General features: G+C 47.8%; 14 protein-coding genes. 5 read left to right on the forward strand and 9 right to left on the reverse strand.

From position 1 onward, the window contains the following. Positions 1 to 85: 85 nt before the first annotated feature. The 3 genes from FME95_RS06215 to FME95_RS06225 form a co-directional block, all read right to left on the reverse strand. Positions 86 to 2,089, reverse strand: a complete 2,004-nt coding sequence (locus FME95_RS06215; protein ID WP_147713527.1) for a methyl-accepting chemotaxis protein — start codon at positions 2,087 to 2,089, stop codon at positions 86 to 88. A gap of 322 nt (positions 2,090 to 2,411) precedes the next feature. Next, positions 2,412 to 3,467 carry an efflux RND transporter periplasmic adaptor subunit gene (locus FME95_RS06220; RefSeq protein WP_147713528.1) on the reverse strand — a complete coding sequence of 352 codons (1,056 nt, stop codon included), beginning with the start codon at positions 3,465 to 3,467 and terminating at the stop codon, positions 2,412 to 2,414. Beyond that, positions 3,460 to 6,876 (reverse strand): efflux RND transporter permease subunit, encoded by a 3,417-nt coding sequence (locus FME95_RS06225; RefSeq protein ID WP_222709912.1) that lies wholly within the window; start codon positions 6,874 to 6,876, stop codon positions 3,460 to 3,462. Before FME95_RS06225 ends, FME95_RS06220 begins: the two co-directional genes overlap by 8 nt. Positions 6,877 to 7,068: 192 nt before the next feature. On the opposite strand from FME95_RS06225, the gene FME95_RS06230 reads away from it, so the two are divergent. From FME95_RS06230 to FME95_RS06240, 3 genes are all read left to right on the forward strand, one after another. Continuing rightward, positions 7,069 to 7,686: a flavin reductase family protein gene (locus FME95_RS06230; RefSeq protein WP_147713529.1), complete on the forward strand. Its 618-nt coding sequence runs from the start codon at positions 7,069 to 7,071 to the stop codon at positions 7,684 to 7,686. Between the two features lie 106 nt (positions 7,687 to 7,792). Next, the gene (locus FME95_RS06235; RefSeq protein WP_147713530.1) at positions 7,793 to 8,752 is read left to right on the forward strand and encodes a D-2-hydroxyacid dehydrogenase; all 960 of its coding nucleotides are present in this window, start codon (positions 7,793 to 7,795) and stop codon (positions 8,750 to 8,752) included. A 122-nt stretch (positions 8,753 to 8,874) separates the two neighbouring features. After that, positions 8,875 to 9,753, forward strand: a complete 879-nt coding sequence (locus FME95_RS06240; RefSeq protein WP_147713531.1) for an ion transporter — start codon at positions 8,875 to 8,877, stop codon at positions 9,751 to 9,753. A 37-nt stretch (positions 9,754 to 9,790) separates the two neighbouring features. On the opposite strand, the gene FME95_RS06245 is transcribed toward FME95_RS06240, so the two are convergent. From FME95_RS06245 to FME95_RS06270, 6 genes are all read right to left on the reverse strand, one after another. Beyond that, entirely contained in the window at positions 9,791 to 10,600 is an 810-nt protein-coding gene (locus FME95_RS06245; protein ID WP_147713532.1) for a TatD family hydrolase, read from the reverse strand. Beyond that, complete coding sequence (locus FME95_RS06250; RefSeq protein WP_147713533.1) at positions 10,601 to 11,392, reverse strand: divergent polysaccharide deacetylase family protein; 792 nt, start codon at positions 11,390 to 11,392, stop codon at positions 10,601 to 10,603. Further along, positions 11,379 to 12,683, reverse strand: a complete 1,305-nt coding sequence (locus tag FME95_RS06255) for a S41 family peptidase (protein ID WP_147713534.1) — start codon at positions 12,681 to 12,683, stop codon at positions 11,379 to 11,381. The genes FME95_RS06250 and FME95_RS06255 overlap by 14 nt, the downstream gene beginning before the upstream one ends. A gap of 48 nt (positions 12,684 to 12,731) precedes the next feature. Beyond that, complete coding sequence (locus FME95_RS06260; protein WP_147713535.1) at positions 12,732 to 13,886, reverse strand: murein hydrolase activator EnvC family protein; 1,155 nt, start codon at positions 13,884 to 13,886, stop codon at positions 12,732 to 12,734. A 129-nt stretch (positions 13,887 to 14,015) separates the two neighbouring features. Continuing rightward, positions 14,016 to 15,200 (reverse strand): mannonate dehydratase, encoded by a 1,185-nt coding sequence (uxuA, locus tag FME95_RS06265; RefSeq protein ID WP_147713536.1) that lies wholly within the window; start codon positions 15,198 to 15,200, stop codon positions 14,016 to 14,018. A 48-nt stretch (positions 15,201 to 15,248) separates the two neighbouring features. Continuing rightward, positions 15,249 to 16,013 carry an FCD domain-containing protein gene (locus FME95_RS06270; protein WP_246109332.1) on the reverse strand — a complete coding sequence of 255 codons (765 nt, stop codon included), beginning with the start codon at positions 16,011 to 16,013 and terminating at the stop codon, positions 15,249 to 15,251. 335 nt (positions 16,014 to 16,348) lie between these two features. On the opposite strand from FME95_RS06270, the gene FME95_RS06275 reads away from it, so the two are divergent. Further along, positions 16,349 to 17,866, forward strand: coding sequence for a mannitol dehydrogenase family protein (locus FME95_RS06275; protein ID WP_222709913.1), 1,518 nt, complete (start codon positions 16,349 to 16,351; stop codon positions 17,864 to 17,866). A gap of 2 nt (positions 17,867 to 17,868) precedes the next feature. After that, positions 17,869 to 18,960: a class I mannose-6-phosphate isomerase gene (locus tag FME95_RS06280; protein WP_147713537.1), complete on the forward strand. Its 1,092-nt coding sequence runs from the start codon at positions 17,869 to 17,871 to the stop codon at positions 18,958 to 18,960. The last annotated feature ends 26 nt before the right edge of the window (positions 18,961 to 18,986 follow it).

Raw genomic sequence — 18,986 nt, forward strand, 5'->3', positions numbered from 1 at the left:
AGTAACAGAAATAACGCCTCTACTGGCTCAATGAGCCGAGCCAGTAAAAGCTTTGTTCAACCGCTGAGTATGGTTATGAATAGAATTAAAAGGTAAATCGCTCAACCATGTCCGACTGCTCTTTGGCCAACTCAACCAATGCTTTCGATTGCTCGTCGGCCTGTTTTGCGCCGGTTGCAGAATCGGCACCCAAATCGGCGATTCGCACGACATTTTGCGCCACCTCTTTTGCCACCACGGTTTGTTGTTCTGCAGCAGCGGCAATGCTCTGACTCATCTGATTAATGGAGGCTAGGTTTTCCAGCATGCGATCCAGTGCGTCTCCGGCTTCTTGCGCTTTAGCGACGCTTTCTAATGCATCCGACTGACTTTTTTGCATACCTAAAACAGTGTCTTCAGAGTTCTTTAATAGCGTTTCTATTTTGCCAGAAATTTCTTGTGTCGCGTCTTGAGTGCGCTGCGCTAAACTTCGCACCTCGTCTGCAACCACGGCAAAGCCTCGACCCTGTTCACCGGCCCGAGCTGCTTCGATAGCGGCATTCAACGCCAGCAAATTAGTTTGCTCGGCAATGCTTTCAATGGTCGACATGATTTGTTCAATCGATTCACTGCTGGCTTTTAATTCTTGCGCACCGTCACTGGCCATTTTTAACTGCCGATCTAAGGTTTGAATTGCGCGTTTATTTTGATCCATAAGTGTTTTATTGGCTAACGCTTCTTTGTTGGCATCATCAACCTGTTGGCTGGCGCTTTCTGCATTTTTGGCAACCTCTTCAATGGCCGATTCCATTTCGGTCACGGCACTGGCAACCGCTTGGGTTTCGTCAAGTTGTTCAGTCACTCGTGCAGCAATCTCCGAATTAATAGTCAAGGCTTGGTGAGAGGTGCGGCTTATCATCGAAGCGCCCGACGATACCTTGCTTAATATTTCCGAAAGCGCTTGCGCCAAACCATTTACACCACGCGCAATACTGGCAATCTCTTGCGCGCCTGTTTGTTCCAGCCTAATTGACATGTCGCCTTCGGCTATGCGGTGTAAGCCCTGTTGAATTTTTGCAATCGGTTTTTTAATGCCCGCAACCAAGGAACGAACCATAACCAACGAAACTAACGTCGCCAAAATACCGACCAATAAAATAAGGTTACGCGCGTTACTCAAGGCTTTGGCAGTATTCAACTCCGAGGCTTGTTGCGCAGCAATTACCGAGTCGCCTAAGCGCATCACCAATTGCTCCGCTTGCAATTCAATGGCATGCATCTGGTCAAGTTTGCTCATGCGCTGTTGTACTGTTTCTAAGTAACTGGCTTGGGTAACGATTATCGATTTTTCGCCAATGAATAGAGCTTCACTGTTGGTAATCAGCTCGTCCATGGCGATGCCTAAAACGCTGACTTCGTCTTTAATAACCGGCCAGGTTTGCAGCCATTCCTGGTAAATATCTGCAAGGTCTTGTTGGTAATCAAGCATCTTTTCTGGTTGTGTTTCTTGCAAGGCAAAACTGGTTTGCTCGAATAAAGTATTGGCGCGTTCGTTAAAACGGCTAATCGCAAAACGAGCGCCAAAGGATGATGATTCATTGAGAATATAATCTTCAATATCGTCCGATTCAACTTCAAAGCCACTAATAATTTCTTCGCGTAAAAAGTTCTGCTGTTTTAAATCACTGGCCAGTTGCAACTCACGTTTGGCTATGGCGATAAACTCTTCGGCGACTTTAAAGTTTTCGTTAATAAGTGTTTGCGTTTCTGTATTTAACGCTTGGTCTTCGCTGTACTCAGGTAACTGTTTAACAGCCTCAAGCAATAGCGTTTTCTTGCTGGCCAGTTCTGTAATGTAGGCTTGTTGTTCTTTTTCATCATTGGTTTGAGCAAAACGATTAACGATAAGGTCGGCATTTAACAGGTTAACCTGAATATCCGAGACCAATGTTTTTAACGGACTGACCCGATGAATTATTTTATCCAATTCATATTGAGTAGAGCGAAAACCGCCCACCGACACTAAGGCCAAAATAACAATGGTGGCGACTAAGATCGCACCCACAAATATGACTTGACCGACTAGGCTGACTGATCTTTTTAGCATCATGAAGCAATACCTTTGCTGACGAAGCTTAAAGATTGATAAACCGCTATAACGTCACGGTTAGACTATTCGATTGTTGACCATTCGTTGGATCATTAAACGTAAAGCATGGGCGTTTGAATTAGAGTTTATCAAAGCTTCTATTATTTTTATTTTCAGCCTAATACTAGGCCATTTTTCTCGAACAGTGTAGCGCTAAACAGCGTTTGATTGACGCAAGTACTGTGTCGACGAAGCAAGACTGACCTAGGTCCATGATTTACCCAGTTAGCTGGCCTGTGTCAGTCAGCGCTTTCAACTGACTCACACAAACCGCTCTAGACGACTAAGGGTTAATTAACACCTCAGCACCAGCACTCAGTCCTGACCTTACTAATGAATACTCATCAAGTTGTTTGCCCGTACGGACAATGGCCGGTAACGCTACACCCTGCTCATTCAGCGCTTTGACGTATTCGATTTGGCCGACTCGGTAGACCGCACGACTATCAACCAGCAACGCTGGCTGGTATCCGGTGGTCAATTGCAGACGGGCAAACATACCCGGCAATAACGGCTGAAGACTTGGCTCGATATCCAGCTTCACTAAAAAACTATGCGAGGCTAAGTCTGCCGCTGGCGCAATTTCGACAACCGTTGCAAACAGCTGTTGCTCTTGACTTGCTACCTGTAGCGGCCAACGCTGCCCCAACTTGATAGCCTTGATCACCGATTCGGGAATATTGACACTCAATTGCATGTCATTAGGGTTGTAAAGGCTCACTAACGCAGCACCGACGTTGGCTTGGTCGCCTAAGTTCAACCAGCGTTTAGAAATAATGCCATCGTAAGGCGCTGCAATCAGTGAATAGCCAAGACTTGCTTGCGCTTCGCTTAAGGCTGCGTTCGCCTGCTTTAAATTGGCTTGCGCTATATCCAGCTGCGCAACAACGCGATCGCGTTCCGCTTCGGGTAACAGCTTTTCATTAACCAAGGCGATTACTCGATCGTGCTCTAATCGGGCTTTATTCAATTGCGCTTGTGCTGCCGCTAGACTTTCCTGTTGAGAGATTCGTCTGGCATCTAAATCTTGATTGGCCAAGCGCATAATAATATCGCCCTGCTTTACACGAGCGCCGACATCGGCCAAGACATCCACCACCTGCGCACTGATTCTGGATGACAGCACACTGGTTTGCTTAGCAATTAAATGCCCCGGGTATTCACTCACTATGGCGATTTCTCGTTCGATGACCGCTGTCACCGGCTGTTGATTCGCAGCCTGTGCATGCGAGTTTTCTGCTGGCTTAATTTTACTGGTAAAGCCACCTGCCATGGCGATAAAGATTAGCAACAGAGCACCACTGCTAAGCACCGCTATTAACCATTTTTTATTAAACATGTTTCTCTCCCTCGGTCATCACATCGTTCTGCTGCGAGTTAGTTAAGTTGCCGTAAGCCAAGTTATAAACCACCGGAATCACCACCAATGTAAATAGCGTTGAAGCGGTGATGCCGAACATAATCGCCCACGCCAAGCCATTAAAAATGGGGTCCAAGGTGATGACAATATTTCCCAGCATGGTGGTTCCAGCCGTTAATAAAATGGGCCGCATGCGTACTGCACCGGCTTCGATCAACGCCTGTTTTAGCGCCATACCTTCGGCTAAAGACTGATGAATAAATTCAATCAGTACCAGCGAGTTACGTACCACAATACCGGCAAGCGCAATCATGCCGATCATGGCTGTGGCGGTGAACAAGACAGGGTTTGGATAATTAGCAATTTCAGTTGTGCCAATATTATTGAGCAATAAAAAGCCCGGCATAATACCGACGACCGTCAACGGAATGGCCAACATAATAATGCCTGCCACCGTTGGTAAACCGGTTTGCAACATCAGCACAATGTATACACCGATTAGAGCGACGCCATAGGCAATGCCCATATCACGAAAAACATTTAGCGTAATTTTCCATTCACCTTCGCCATTCCAAACAACCGAAATATCTTCTGGCACTGACCAGTAATCATCACCGCCGTTAGCAAAGTAATTTCGCCAGCCAAGCGCTCTAGGTTGCTCAGAGTTATTTATTTCACTAGCAGCCTCGACCTTATCAACCGAAGTGTCGACGACGATTTCTGCTGGCACTCGGCCAACGGCCTCAGCGTAAACATAAACCACGGGCTTAAGGTTTTTATGGAAAATCGGTTGGTCAACATCTTCCAAAACAAACTCGCCGAGTTCTCCAATTTGCACCAGCGCTTGAGGCGCATCGACTAACGAACCGGCAACCAATGTTTTAGCCACACCCGCCTGTGCACGAACATACAGATGCTTAATCTGCTCCAACTGATCTCGACTATCCGAAGCCAAACGAACATGGATGGGTGTCGGGAAGACTTCGTTTTCATCTTGCAAATAACTCAACGTACGGCCGTCGTTAGCGGCGCTGATAACCGCATTAATATCGGCAATCGAGACACCTGAAAGCGCGGCCTTTTCTCGGTCGACCTCAAAGCGCCAGCGCTGGTAATCAAGCTGAGCGCTGGTATCGACTTCACGTGCCGACGGCTCACGTTTTAATCGCTCAGCAACAATATCAGCAGCGGCAATCACATCTTCATAGGCGGTATTATCTTCACCGTAAACTTCGGCAACCACGGTCGCAATAACTGGTGGGCCGGGCGGCGTTTCGACCAATTGCATATGAGCCTGATAGTTATCCGCAATGGCTTGCAAATCGTCGCGCAATTTCATGGTTAAAGCATGTGACTGATCGTCACGGTATTTTTTATCTGCCAACACCACTCGCAACTCACCTTCGGACTCATTACTGCGTAAAAAGTAATGACGCACCAAGCCGTTAAAATCCATTGGCGAAGCGATACCGGCAAATGCCGAAACAGAGGCAACCTCAGGCACGGTTCTCAAATAGCGATCCATATCTTGCAACAGATTCGCGGTGCTTTCTAAGCTGGCTGACTCAGGTAGATCGACTACCAATTGGAATTCGTTTTTGTTGTCGTACGGTAACAACTTCAGTGGCACCCAACGCATGGTTGGCAACATAGCGGCAACTACAAACAACAAAGCAACCACCGAAAGTAGAATCCAACTGGCGCGTCTTGAGGTTAAAAAGGGCGTCAAGATGCGTTGATAAAATCGGTACAGTCCGGTTTCGGTCACCGCGACTTGCGCCGCAGGATTGTTATCGGCGACGATGATTTTTTTGGCCAGCCAAGGGGTAATAAAAAACGCCACCACGGTAGAAAACACCACACTGATCGGGACGTTAAACGCCATCGGTGCCATGTAAGGCCCCATCATTCCGGTGATGAATAACATCGGCGTAAAAACAATCACAATCGCCACAGTGGACATCAACAAGGCACCACGAATTTCTGCCATCGCCGCAACAATCGCCGAAGCCTTTGCCATACCTTTGCGATTTAAATAACGCTCAATGTTATCGATACTGGCAATGGGATCATCGACAATTAAACCGAGCGCTAAGATCAACGCAAACAGCGTAACTCGGTTTATCGAATAGCCAAACGCTAAGTCCATCGCTAAAGCTGCGCCATAGCTGATAGGAATAGCAATGCCGACCACTAATGCCGAGCGCCAGTTTAAAAACAGGCCAACAAAGACAACCACCGTCAGCACTGAAACGGCCAAGCTGGAAATAAGATTGGACACCTTATCGTTAGCGGTTTGGCCGTAATCTCGGATCACCGAAAACTGCACCGCCTCAGGAAACTGCTGTTGTTGAATCTGCTCCAACTCCTGTAACAGATCGTTGGCAACCCAAACCGCATTGCTGCCTTTTTGTTTCGCAGCCGCGATAAATACCGCAGGATAAGGCTCAGCAGAAGCTGGCAACACCGAACCTTGGCTGACGCCATCCGGCTGACCGAGAGCAAATGCAGGCCCCTTTGAAAACCAGCTATAGCTGGCAGGCTCGTCTGCGCCATCCTGTATTTTAGCGATGTCACGTAAATACACGGGGCGACCATCAATAACATTAACAATGCTGGCACCAACATCATCGGCATCACGAAAGTAACTGCCCGATTGCACTTCAAAACTACGGCCTTGCACATGCGTTGAACCAGCCTGTTGGCGCTGATTATTAACACCTAAGGCAAAGGCAACATCATCAATAGTGGTTTTTCGGCTGGCCAGCGCTGCGGCATCCAGTTCGATATTAATTTGCCGAGGACTGCCACCAATCACCTGCACGTTATTACTTTTATCAACCGACTGCAGACGCTGACTGGCTTCTTCTGCAAGGCGTCGTAATTCGAACTCATCAACCTGATCAGCATCGGTAGAATAAAGTGCAGCAACAAAGATCGGCACATCGTCGATCTCGACTGGTTTAATTAGCCAATTAGTGACCGAAGGTGGCATTAAGTCTTGGTGCGAATAAACCTTGTTATAAAGTTTAACCAGCGAGTTTTCACGCTCTTGGCCAACTTCAAACCGAGCGATCACAATGGCTTGGCCGGTCGATGAGGTGGAATAAACATACTCCACGCCATCTACCTGCTTAAGCAGTTGTTCCAGCGGTTCGGTAATCTGCTTTTCGATCTGCCGAGCAGAAAGCCCGGGCGCAGAAATGATTAAGTCCGCCATAGGAACAACAATTTGAGGGTCTTCTTCTCGGGGTGTCAGCCACAAAGCCACTGCGCCGATAACGAGCGCCAGCAGCATCAGGATGGGCGGGAAATAGCTGTTCATCACCCGACCAACAAAATCGCGCTTCAGGGATTGTTCTAATTTAGCATCGTCTTGGCTTGCCATAGACTGCAACCTATAAAAGAGGGTTTCACACAGCTCAGCATCAACAGATTAGCCGAGCGTACATTAGTTGCGCATAATATTAGAAAACATTAATATTAGCAATATCTAATATTTGGCCATAGCAACAGCCACCAGACTGAGCTTATACTGTGCAGCCTAGACTGGTTCGCCACTCATCCTTAGGAGAACACGATGAACTTTGATTTCTCTCAACTACAAAAACCTGAAATCTACCGCCTGTTTACCCACGCCATCATTCCGCGCCCTATCGCTTGGGTACTCACTGAAAACGAAAGCGACAATGAAGACAGAAGTTACAACATTGCGCCCTATTCTTTCTTTACCGCAGTAACGTCAGAGCCGCCAGTATTGGTGTTTTCTGCAGGTAAAAAGCGTGATGGCAGTAAAAAAGATACTTGGCAAAACATCGAACGCAGCAAGCGCTGTGTCATTCACATTGCCAATACTGACTTAGCCGAACCATTGAATGCTTCTGCGGCATCACTAGAAAGCGGCCAGTCTGAAATCGAACACATTAATCTACCGATAACAGAGCAAGCTGGCTTCGTACTACCTAGAGTTACCAGTGCTCCGGTGGCGTTTGAGTGCAGCCTCTATGAGATTCATGAAATTGGCGACGCGCCTCAGGGGATGATTTATTGCCAAGTTGAAGCAGCCTATGTTGCCGATGACGTCATGCACAAAGACAAACCGTTGATCGACTTCACCAAGCTGCAGCCGCTATCGAAAATTGGCGGTGAAGACTATGCCGCGCTAGGCGAGATCACGACATTAAAACGTCCCTCTTAAGGCAACGCCATAATTGTCATCATTAGCTGTAACAAGCGCATGCAAGGCATGCGCTTGGCGTCAAAGCAGGTTAAGCTAGCCTAAAACACAGTACGGCGATGACAGTATGACTCAACCATTACAGGCAGTATTTCTCGACCAATCCAGTCTTAACCCAACGGACTTAGACTTCGGCCCATTAGAAGCCGTTGCCAATTGGCAATGGTTTAGTCAGACCTCGGCCGATCAGGTTGCCAGCAGAATTGAACAGGCTGACATCGTCGCCTGTAACAAGGTCATTCTGAACAAACAACAGATAGTCAACGCCCAACGGCTTAAGCTAATCATCGTTGCCGCCACGGGCGTTAACAATATTGATCTTGATGCTTGCCGTGAGCAGGGCATCGCCGTTTACAACTGCCAAAGCTACGGCAATGAGTCGGTCGTTCAGCACAGTTTCGCGCTACTATTCGCACTGGCCAACCAACTAACGGCCAACCATCAGGCCGCGATTCAAAAATGGCCTAACGCCAGCCAGTTCTGCTTGCTGGATCATCTGCCCATGCAATTGGCAGGTAAAACCTTTGGCCTTGTTGGCTATGGCAGCCTCGGCAAAAAAGCGGCTCAAGTCGCCGAAGCCTTAGGCATGAAGGTAATTATCTCGGCACGTAAAGGCCAAGCCACCAGTGATGGTCGGGTTAGCTTTGAACAGCTATTAAAACAGGCCGACATCATTAGCCTGCACTGCCCATTAACAGCAGAAACTAAAGACCTGTTCAGCTTAAATGAATTCAAACAGATGCAAGCACACGCCTTGCTGATCAATACCGCGCGCGGCGGTATTGTTAACGAAACCGATCTGGTGCAGGCACTGCAACAGGGTTTGATCGCAGGCGCTGCGAGCGACGTATTAACAGAAGAGCCGCCGGTTAATGGCAACCCCTTATTAGAATACCGTGGCGCAAACCTTATCGTCACACCTCACATGGCATGGAGCAGCAGCCAAGCTCGGCAAACCATCATCGAGCAGCTGGCGCAGAATATCGAAAACTTTCGCCACCAAAACGACCTACGACGTATTTGTTAGCTTTATCTGTTAGCTTTAATAGCACCAACCTAACTCATTGAAGGCATCAACAGCGGCATTAGTGTGCTGCTGTGTTATTGATGTAAACTGCTGTTTAAAACCGAATAAAGATAAGTCATAGCATGAAGCCAGTCCGTACCAATAAGTTTCATATATTAACCACCGATGCACCGGAAGAAAGCTTTCCTCAGTGGAAGCTTAGGCTGAACGATATTATTTTTGGCGCTGAGTCTAAAGCCGGTAAAGCCTTCGATGTATTTTTAATTATCGCCATCCTAATCAGTGTTTTGGCGGTGATGCTAGAAAGCGTCAGCAATATTTCGCCCAACTATAAGCGCTGGTTATTTTTTATTGAGTGGAGTTTCACGCTCGCCTTTACCATCGAATACGTGCTGCGTTTGTTATGCGTTAAGCATCCGTTGAAATACGCCTTCAGTTTTTATGGCATTGTTGATCTGTTGTCTATTTTGCCTTCTTACTTGTCGATCGTTTTGCCTGGCGCGAACACCTTCTTAGTCATTCGTATTTTACGAATACTGCGTGTTTTTCGTATTTTAAAACTATTCAGCTACATGCGCGAAGCCGAGCAATTAGCGTGGGCAATGCGCTCCAGCCGACGAAAAATCTTAGTATTTTTGTACGTGGTGTTCACCATTGTGGTGGTGTTTGGTTCGATTATGTACATGATCGAAGGGCCAGAAAACGGCTTTACTTCGGTGCCCACCGGAATTTACTGGGCCATTGTTACGTTGACCACCGTAGGCTATGGCGACATTACGCCCGCCACGGCTTTTGGCCAAATGATCGCCTCGGCAACCATGATTACCGGTTACGCCATTATCGCCGTGCCTACTGGTATTTATACTGCAGAACTCACTCAAGCAATGCGCCATAAACGCGACGCACGTGGTTGCTTAGGTTGTGGCAAAACAGGCCATGAAGTGGATGCTAGCTATTGCCGTCATTGCGGCACTGCGCTTGCTGAAGATACAAAACTGTAGTCGTGCAGTTTTTCTGCTTTGCTGCCAAGGCAAAGCCTTAACACCGAAACAGTTGCTGGGTATTTTGCCGACACTGCTCAGCTAATTGTTCAGTGGAAATATCTTTCGCTCGCGCCAAATGCTCGGCAACATCAGTCAATATCAACAGCGGGTTACTCAGCGCCTCGCTCGAATAAGTGGCAGCCTTCATATAGGGCGCGTCGGTTTCTAATAAAATATTCGCCAACGGCAACTGCGCAAACACTCGGGTTAGTTTTTGCGATTTCAATAACAACGGCCCGGCGCCGAAACAAAAACCCAAGGCTAAATACTGCTGAGCAATTTCAATACTGCCATTAAAGGCATGAATCACTCCTCGTATTTCGGGGAATTTTTTTAGCGTTTCGATGACTTCATTATGTGCTTTAACCGCATGCACAATCACCGGCAATTGATGAGACTCCGCTATCGCCAACTGCTGACTAAAACTTTCTAACTGTATTTCCTTTGACGGCCTCGGCTGCTTGGCAGGGTAAAAATCCAAACCAATTTCACCGATAGCAACCGGCCGCTGAGCCGTGCTTGAACTTTCTGTTAACATGCTGGAACTTTCTTTTAAGAAACGCAACAACTCAGCTTGCTCTTGCTCAGGGTTTTCAACATACCAAGGGTGCGTACCGAGCGCGATGTGAATACTGGGCGATTGCAACGCCATCACTTTAGGCCATTGCGCCGGTGTTATTGCGGGCACAATATGTTGGCAAATGCCAAGACTGTGGGCTTGGTCTAAATTCGTAGTCAGGGCTTCAACAGCATCCAAATGACAGTGGCTGTCAATCAATGAGTGCGGTTTAACATCCTGCTGCATTTACGCCTCTTCAGGAAAGTTTCGTTGATTTACTGGTGGCAACGGAGTTGCTTTTTCTGCGGGATAATTAAGTACCGCTGACAATGGCTGCGACATAGTCAGCTCTTCAGCGGTTGGTGATAGGGTTTGGAAAAACGCTAAGGTTTCTTTATAAGGATGACAAATAACGGTAACTACTTCGCCACGCTGTGCGCGCAAAACTGCCTTTTGCCATTGGGCGGCAATAAATTCTTCGGTTTGATAATGGTCTAAAAAGATTTGTCGTCGGTACCACGGAATATCCGACTCTTTCGCTACTTGCCAAGCGACCGAACCGGAAATAGTTAGGCTATCAAAATAATAAAAGCCGGATTTTTTTAATTCCGCCATCACCCACTGCATGGCTTCTCGATCTTGAGTTAGGCGACTGCCCATATGATTCGATAAACCCACAGCATGCGGTACGGTTTCGATAGATTGTTTTAAATTAGCCAATAGCTGAGCTTTGCCATCGCGGCGATCTAAACCCAACGCACCCAGCGGAAAATCGCCCATATTGGACATCGGCGCATGGATGATGACTTCTTTATTTTTTTCGAAGGCGTACTCGGCGAGTTCCTGTGTGTAGGGTCGACCGGGCATAATCGCCACGGTAGAAACCCAAGGAATATCTATAGCGGCGCGGCCAACAGCGCGCTGATTGCCGATATCGTCAACCACCAGCACAATGCTACCGCTGGCGTAAACAAAGCTAGCGCTGCAACACAGCAGCGCTAGCAGTAAGCCATAACAGCGGTATTTAACGGCTTGCATCTAAAATGGAAATTCCTTTTAGCACCGTCAATGCTTGATAAAGCTGGTAATCATCTTCGGCTAATTCAGCCTCGGTTTTTGCGTTATCTTCTGCGCTGGTATCGGCTTTGTCGTCGCCATTCGGGTTATCCAAAGCGCCGCTTAAGTCAGATTCTTTGTAAAAAGGATCCACTTCATTTTGCGTCAGGCTACCTTGACGAACCACGATATCTGGCACAATACCTTGCGCCTGAATTGAGCGGCCGCTTGGCGTAAAGTAACGCGCGGTAGTCAATTTTAATGCGTGGTCTTGGCTCAACGGTAAGATAGTTTGCACTGAGCCTTTACCAAAGGAGCGTGTTCCTAAAATAAGGCCACGTTTGTGATCTTGGATAGCACCGGCAACAATTTCTGACGCCGAGGCAGAACCACCATTAATTAACACCACAAGGTTCACACCATTGCTTGGGTCGCTACTGCGAGCCACAAAGCGGCTGTCAGAATTTGGAATTCGACCTTCGGTATAAACGATCAAACCTTCGCTGATAAGCGCATCAACTACAGCGACCGAAGCCTGCAACACGCCGCCTGGGTTGTTACGTAAATCTAACACCAAGCCTTTGAGGCCATTCTCAGTCTCATCGTTGAGCGCTTTAATGGCTTTTTCAAAATCGTTACCAGTACGTTCTTGGAAAGAAGAAATACGGATGTAACCGAAATCTGGCTCTAACATACGATGACGAATGCTGGTGATCTTAATGATGTCGCGAGTAATCTCGACTTTCAGCGGTGCATTTTCACCTTGGCGTACAATCGTCAGCTCAATATCGGTACCCGGCTTTCCGCGCATCAGTGCAACGGCATCGCTAATGGTCATACCTTTTACCGGCGTGTCGTCGATTTGAGTAATGAGATCGCCAGGCTGAATACCTGCTTTGTAGGCTGGGGTATCGTCAATCGGAGAAACAATGCGGATAAAGCCAGTTTCGTCCAAGGTGATTTCGATACCTAAGCCACCAAACTCACCCGAGGTACTTTCACGTAAATCGGCAAAATCTTCTGGTGTCAGATAGTCAGAGTGAGGATCTAAACCGGTAAGCATGCCTTCAATAGCCGCTTCGATCAGTTCTTCATCGGTCACTTCCTCGACATAGCTTTGCTTGATGCGCTCAAGAACTTGCGACATCAGGCGAACTTCATCAATGGGTAAGCGCGTTTCGTTATTGGCTTCCACCGCTGTGGTTAGACCCACGGCAATACCAATGACCAACGCTGTCGTCGCCGCCAGTAAGGGGTTACGAATTAATCTCATAACAATTCCTTTAAAATCATCTGTGTCATTTATTTCTTTCACTGTGGCCTACCTTTTACCCAACCAGGCTGATGGATTTACCGGTTCTCCGTTTATACGAAGTTCAAAGTATAGTCCGCTACGATTGTAGCCGCCGGATTGGCCAACTTCTGCGATCAACTCCCCAGTTTCGACCCAACTGCCGACATCTTTGAGTAAGCTGTTGTTACGACCGTATAACGACCATACACCATCGCCGTGATCAATAATAATCAGCAGGCCACTGGATTTAAAAAAGTCAGCAAAAATGACTCGACCACCATGTACCGCTCGTACACCGTCGCCAAAATCAGCCTCAATGAGCCAGCCTTGCCACTTTAAAGTAGTGCCATCAATAGCGCGACCATACTGATTTACTAGACGCCCCGCCACTGGCCAAACCAATTTCCCTTTAACTTTACCAATTGCTTCTAATTCTGGGAAATCGAGGTTCAATTCATTTAATTTAGACTGCAACTGATTCACCAGATCGGCCATCCGTTGCTGCTCAGCTTCTTTATGGGCGATCTCTGCTTGAGTATCTTTCGACTGTTCGACCAATTGCTGTAGCAGTTGTTCACGCTCTTTACGTTGTTCTGCGAGGACTTTGGTCTGTTCTAGCTGGCTACTGAGGTTGTCTTTTAATTGATTATTGAGCTGCAACTGCTGCTCAATGGTTGCTGCCAACTGAGTTTGGCGATCTAACCATTGCTGTAATTGGTCACGCTGATTTTTTGTCAGTGCCGAAAAATAATACAGTTGTCGCGCCAGCTCTTCTGGCCGCTCGCCAGACAAAATCAACTTAATTAATGGCAAGTTGTTTTGCTTGTAGGCTAAACGCAGGATGGCGTCGATCTCAGACTTTTTACTGGCTTGCTGCTGTTCTAGTTCACTTTGCTGTTGCTGCAATTCATTCAACTGCTGATTGGCTTGGCTGATTTCAGCACGCAACTGGCGTAAACCGTTTTCTAATTGCGCCATGTTTTTTTCGACACGCGTTAACGCCTGCCGCTGCTTAGAAACGCCCTGATTTTGGTTTGCGAGTCGCTGTTGCAGCGACTCCAGCTCTTGCGTGATCTGTTGCAGGCGCTTTTTGTTGTCATCGAGCTCATCTGCCAGCACCAATGGGCACAGTAGCAGCAGCGATAAAACAACCGTTAAGAATCGAAAAACTAAATCAGGCACAGGGCAGCATCGTAAGTCTCAGTTGCAAGGCATACTACCAGCTGCTCTAAAGGTTGTCGCTAGCCAGCGAAGCTCTATCCGTAAGGCCTTTGCAAAGTGACGAAGCAATCAGCGAACGCCGTACGAGCACTAAGCGCTGAACTTGGCGCGTAGCAGCGCCAGCTCTAAACCGCGCAGCTCTGCCAAGCCCTTTAACCGACCAATCGCAGAATAACCGGGGTTCGTCTTCTTATTGAGGTCATCTAAGATTTGATGGCCATGATCTGGGCGCATCGGTATGGCGCGCTTATCACCAGCCAGCCTGCGACGTTGCTCTTCTTCTAACAAGGCATAGACCACCGAATACATATCGACATCGCCAGCCAAATGACTCGCCTCGTGGAAACTTTTTGGATTGGCCTCTCGCTGGGTGGAACGCAAATGAATAAAGTATATTCGCTCGCCATATTGGCGAATCATTTCAGGCAGGTCATTATCGGCGCGCACACCATAAGAGCCAGTACAAAACGTTAAACCATTGACGTTACTGGGCACGGCTTGCATCAACCAAGCGATGTCATCGATGGTTGAGACCACACGAGGCAAGCCCAAAATCGGCCGCGGCGGATCATCAGGATGAATCGCCAAACGCACGCCATATCGCTCACAGACCGGAACTATCTCTTGTAAAAACAGCGCCAAATTTTGTCTCAATGCATCAGCATCGATCGCTTGGTAGCGATCTAACTGCTGTTGAAATTCAACTAGGCTGTAGCCTTCTTCGGCACCCGGTAAGCCGGCAATAATATTCGAAGTAAGCTGATCAAGATCGGCCTGACTGGCCTGCTGAAAATAACGCGCTGCCTGCTCTTGTTCTTCATCGCTGTAGTCTTGCTTGGCAGCGGTTCGCTTTAAAATAAACAGATCAAAGGCTGCAAAGGCAATTTGGTCAAAGCGCAAAGCTTTTGAACCGTCGGCCAGTTCGTAGGCCAAGTCGGTACGAGTCCAATCCAATACCGGCATAAAGTTATAACAGACAGTATCGATACCGCATTCGGCAAGGTTAATCAGCGACTGCTTGTAGTTATCGATCCACTGCTGGAAATTACCCGTTCGGGTTTTTATTTCCTCGTGCACCGGCACACTTTCGACAACCGACCAAACTAAACCTTTCGCTTCAATAGCCGCTTTGCGCTGATTGATTTCTTCTTTGCTCCAGATTTCGCCATTGGCAATATGATGCAATGCTGTCACCACGCCGGTTGCTCCGGCTTGGCGAATATCGTTAAGCGTGACGTTGTCTGCTGGACCGTACCAGCGCCAAGTCTGTTCCATTTTTTAGCCTCGTATTTTTATTTTTATGATCGAGCGCCGTCATCCAACTTACTGTTTTTGTTCAATCACCACTGGGCTTGAATTAAACAGGTAACCATCGAAATGAGGATCGTCGACATCAGAAAGTTCGAACAGTTTTTGCTTTACGTTCTCAAGGTGTTGCCACATAGCCCGCTTACTTGCAGCAGGGTCTTTACGTTGCAATGCCATGAGAATTTCGGAATGGTCTTTTAACCATTTGTGCTGATAGTTGGTGTTGTGAACGCGCGCGTGCAGCTGCTTCCACATCGGGCTTTGGTCGCGCCGCTGCCAAGACTCAAGCAGCATTTCAACCAACACCGAATTTTGAGTCGCTCGGGCAACACTTAGGTGAAACTCTTTATCGCCGTCTTGGCTGCCTTCACCCTGAGCCAACTCGGCAATTTGCCGGTCAACCGCTTGTCGCATCTGGATGATGTCATTAGGTGTCGCTTGCATCGCCGCAAATTCAGCGATGTTGCTTTCCAATAGCTGCCGAGCTTGCAGCATTTCAAACGGGCCAATATCGTCGCCGCCAGTGAACTGATCTTCCATCAAAGCGCTTTGCGGCGCGTTAATAACATAAACACCAGAACCCTTACGCACCTCAATTAGCCCTTCCAGTTCCAGCATGATTAAAGCTTCACGCACCAAAGTTCGGCTGACATCCAACATCTGAGCAATATCACGCTCTGCAGGCAGTTTTTCGCCGACGCGATATTCCTGTTTCATCAATCGGTTGCGTAATTCTAAACCGACCTTTTGGTAAGGACGTTTAGCTTCAAACTCGGGCACGGAAACCACCTTTTATACGGAATGGGCTGGATAAGATGGCGTAGAGTGTATACTTATTTTAATTTTGGTCAACCAAAATAAGTTGTGCCGACCGGCTGCATTTTCCTCGAACATCAGTAAAAATCGCTTATTATCGAGCAATAATGACATCAATCAGCTTTTCAGCGAATAAATAAAGCCCTTCCTTTGGTTGACCAATTTGACAAGACCTAGAAAAGGTCGCACTATGCTCAGCAACAAAAAGAACAACCCGAGCAGCAAAAACTAGAATAAAAAACAACCCATGGCCGCACGGCCTAACTGCTCAAATCGCCCAGACCTAAAAGGAATATTCTGTGAGCTCTTCTCTGCCTGATACCTCAGCCAGCCTTGCCAATCAGTCACTGGCAGCAGCGGTACAACAGCCAAACTATGATCGCAGTCGACTCAAAAGCCGAATAGCCCACCTTGGCTTTGGTGCCTTTCATCGTGCGCACCAAGCGCTCTATACCAGCGAAATGCTCGATAAAACTCAAAGCGACTGGGGCATTTGTGAAATCAACCTATTCAGCAGCCAGCTCATTGAGCAGTTGCGACAACAAAATCATCTGTTTAGCGTATTGGAAAAAGGGCCATCACAGCAGCAAGTTAAAGTCTGTGGCGCCATAACAGAATCGTTACACCCAAAGCTTGATGGCATTGCAGCTGTGATCAATAAGCTGGCCGACCCTGATATCAAAATCGTGTCGTTAACCATCACAGAAAAGGGCTACTGCGTCGATCTCAGCAACGGCCATTTAGACTCAGAAAACCCACTGATTAGCGCCGACTTAAAACAGCCTGAGGCACCGCAGTCGGCCATTGGTTACATTGTCGCGGCACTAAAAAACCGTCGAGCCAACGGCTTAACGGCCTTCACTGTTATGTCTTGTGACAACATGCCGAACAACAGCAGTATCGCCAAACAGGCCATTATTGATTACGCCACCCTTATAGATAGCTCGCTAGCCGAATGGATTGAACGTGAAGTCAGCTTCCCCTGCACGATGGTTGACCGCATCGTGCCGGCGATGACTGCGCAATCGAATGAAGAGCTAAGCCAAGCATTAGGTGTCGATGACCCTTGCGGTGTCGTCTGCGAGCCTTTCCGCCAATGGGTGATCGAAGATAACTTTGTCAACGGCCGTCCAGATTGGGATCTCGCCGGTGCGCACTTTGTCGATGATGTGACGCCGTTCGAAGAAATGAAATTACGTATGCTAAATGGCAGCCATTCCTTTTTAGCTTACCTAGGCTATTTAGGAGGCTATTCACTGATATATCAGGCTATTCAAAATGCCACTTACCGTAACGCCGTGACAGCTTTAATGACCGATGAACAGGCACCGAGCCTTTCGCTACCAGACAGCGTCGACCTCAACGCCTACGCAGAATCTCTGATTGAGCGCTTTGCCAATACCGCCATTGCCCACGAAACCTATCAGATCGCAACAGACGGTAGCCAAAAATTGCCACAACGAGTGTGCGAGTCGTTGCGCTACCACCTTGCATTGGGCAACCGAGCACCATGGCTGACACTGACGATCGCAGGCTGGATGATGTATGTCTGCGAGCAAGATGAACAGGGCAACAGGATAGAGGTGCGTGACCCGATGCTGGCAACCATTCGCCAACATCGCAAAGGCGCCAGCAATGCTCGGCAATTAGCAGAAAGCCTGTTAGCCATTGAACCGATTTTTGGCCAAGATCTAAGACAGAACTTAGGCTTTGTGACACAACTTAGCGAACAACTGGATCGCCTACATAAGCTTGGTGCAGAACAGACGATCCAAGAAACGTTACAGGCAACTAAAACAACAACAGGAGGCCAGTAGCCATGATCCATAAAAGCAAACTCATTCGCTTTTTACCGAATCGTGTCTGGCGCACATACACCGGCGGCAAGGTGCTGGATTGCTTAGAAAACAAAACCGACCCTCAGGATAGTCACTTTCCAGAAGACTGGATTGGCTCGACCACACGTGCCATTAACCCAGACCGAGAACATATTTCTGAGGGTATTTCCAGCGCCGTCATCGGTGCCGACATTGTCGCCTTCGACGAACTATTACGCACCGACCCAGCTTACTTTTTGGGTGAGCAACACGTCGAACAATTCGGCGCTAACCCAATGCTGCTGGTTAAATTTTTAGACTCTTCCGTGCGCTTACATTTTCAAGCTCACCCAACAGCAGAGTTTGCTCGCAAACACCTCAACAGCAATCACGGTAAAGCCGAAGGTTATTATATTTTGCAGGTTCGTGAAGGCATCGAGAATCCTTATGTCTATGTTGGCTTTCAACATCCACCGGCCAAAAAAGATTTCAAAGCCATGATTGAACAGCAAGACATCGAAGCCATTGAGCGCTGCTTCGAGAAAGTGCCGGTAAAGCCGGGCGACTGTTTGTTTATTCCCGGCGGTGCGCCACACGCCATTGGTGAAGGGATTTTGATGCTCGAAATCATGGAACCTTCGGATTGGGCAGTGCGGTTTGAATTCACCAAATCTGGCTACACCATGCCCGAGAGTGCGCGCTTTATGAATCGCGATTTAGACTTTTGCATGCAGGTATTTGATTTTAGCCAACTGACCGTTGCGCAAGCGATTGAGAAGTTTCAGCAGCCAGCAAAACGCTTGCGCGAATTTAACGCTGCAAGTTTTCAGGACTCACTGATTGATCAGCGCGCGACCGATAAATTTCGCGTTAAACGCTCAACCCTTGTTGGCCAAGTCGAAAAGTCGGAAGACGATTTTTACATCGGCATTGTCACCAAAGGCCAATGCGCCATCACCATCGGCGAAGAAACCACCCTATTAAAAACTTTTGATCGCTTCTTCTGCCCTGCGGGTGTTGAGTCACTGCTTATCGATTCGACTGATGGCGTTGAAATTTTAGAATGCTTCCCGCCGTTAGTGGCACAACCGTAAGCAGCTATTTATTTTCGACAGACACA

Origin of the sequence: Reinekea thalattae, assembly GCF_008041945.1 — a bacterium.
In the GTDB taxonomy this organism is placed as follows: domain Bacteria; phylum Pseudomonadota; class Gammaproteobacteria; order Pseudomonadales; family Natronospirillaceae; genus Reinekea; species Reinekea thalattae.

What these genes read in the sequence shown, in the direction of transcription:
- FME95_RS06220 (WP_147713528.1), bottom strand. Translation starts at nt 3,467, where the DNA reads ATGTTTAATAAAAAATGGTTAATAGCGGTGCTTAGCAGTGGTGCTCTG.
- FME95_RS06215 (WP_147713527.1), bottom strand. Translation starts at nt 2,089, where the DNA reads ATGATGCTAAAAAGATCAGTCAGCCTAGTCGGTCAAGTCATATTTGTG.
- FME95_RS06245 (WP_147713532.1), bottom strand. Translation starts at nt 10,600, where the DNA reads ATGCAGCAGGATGTTAAACCGCACTCATTGATTGACAGCCACTGTCAT.
- FME95_RS06255 (WP_147713534.1), bottom strand. Translation starts at nt 12,683, where the DNA reads ATGAGATTAATTCGTAACCCCTTACTGGCGGCGACGACAGCGTTGGTC.
- FME95_RS06225 (WP_222709912.1), bottom strand. Translation starts at nt 6,876, where the DNA reads ATGGCAAGCCAAGACGATGCTAAATTAGAACAATCCCTGAAGCGCGAT.
- FME95_RS06240 (WP_147713531.1), top strand. Translation starts at nt 8,875, where the DNA reads ATGAAGCCAGTCCGTACCAATAAGTTTCATATATTAACCACCGATGCA.
- FME95_RS06235 (WP_147713530.1), top strand. Translation starts at nt 7,793, where the DNA reads ATGACTCAACCATTACAGGCAGTATTTCTCGACCAATCCAGTCTTAAC.
- FME95_RS06280 (WP_147713537.1), top strand. Translation starts at nt 17,869, where the DNA reads ATGATCCATAAAAGCAAACTCATTCGCTTTTTACCGAATCGTGTCTGG.
- FME95_RS06250 (WP_147713533.1), bottom strand. Translation starts at nt 11,392, where the DNA reads ATGCAAGCCGTTAAATACCGCTGTTATGGCTTACTGCTAGCGCTGCTG.
- FME95_RS06230 (WP_147713529.1), top strand. Translation starts at nt 7,069, where the DNA reads ATGAACTTTGATTTCTCTCAACTACAAAAACCTGAAATCTACCGCCTG.
- uxuA (WP_147713536.1), bottom strand. Translation starts at nt 15,200, where the DNA reads ATGGAACAGACTTGGCGCTGGTACGGTCCAGCAGACAACGTCACGCTT.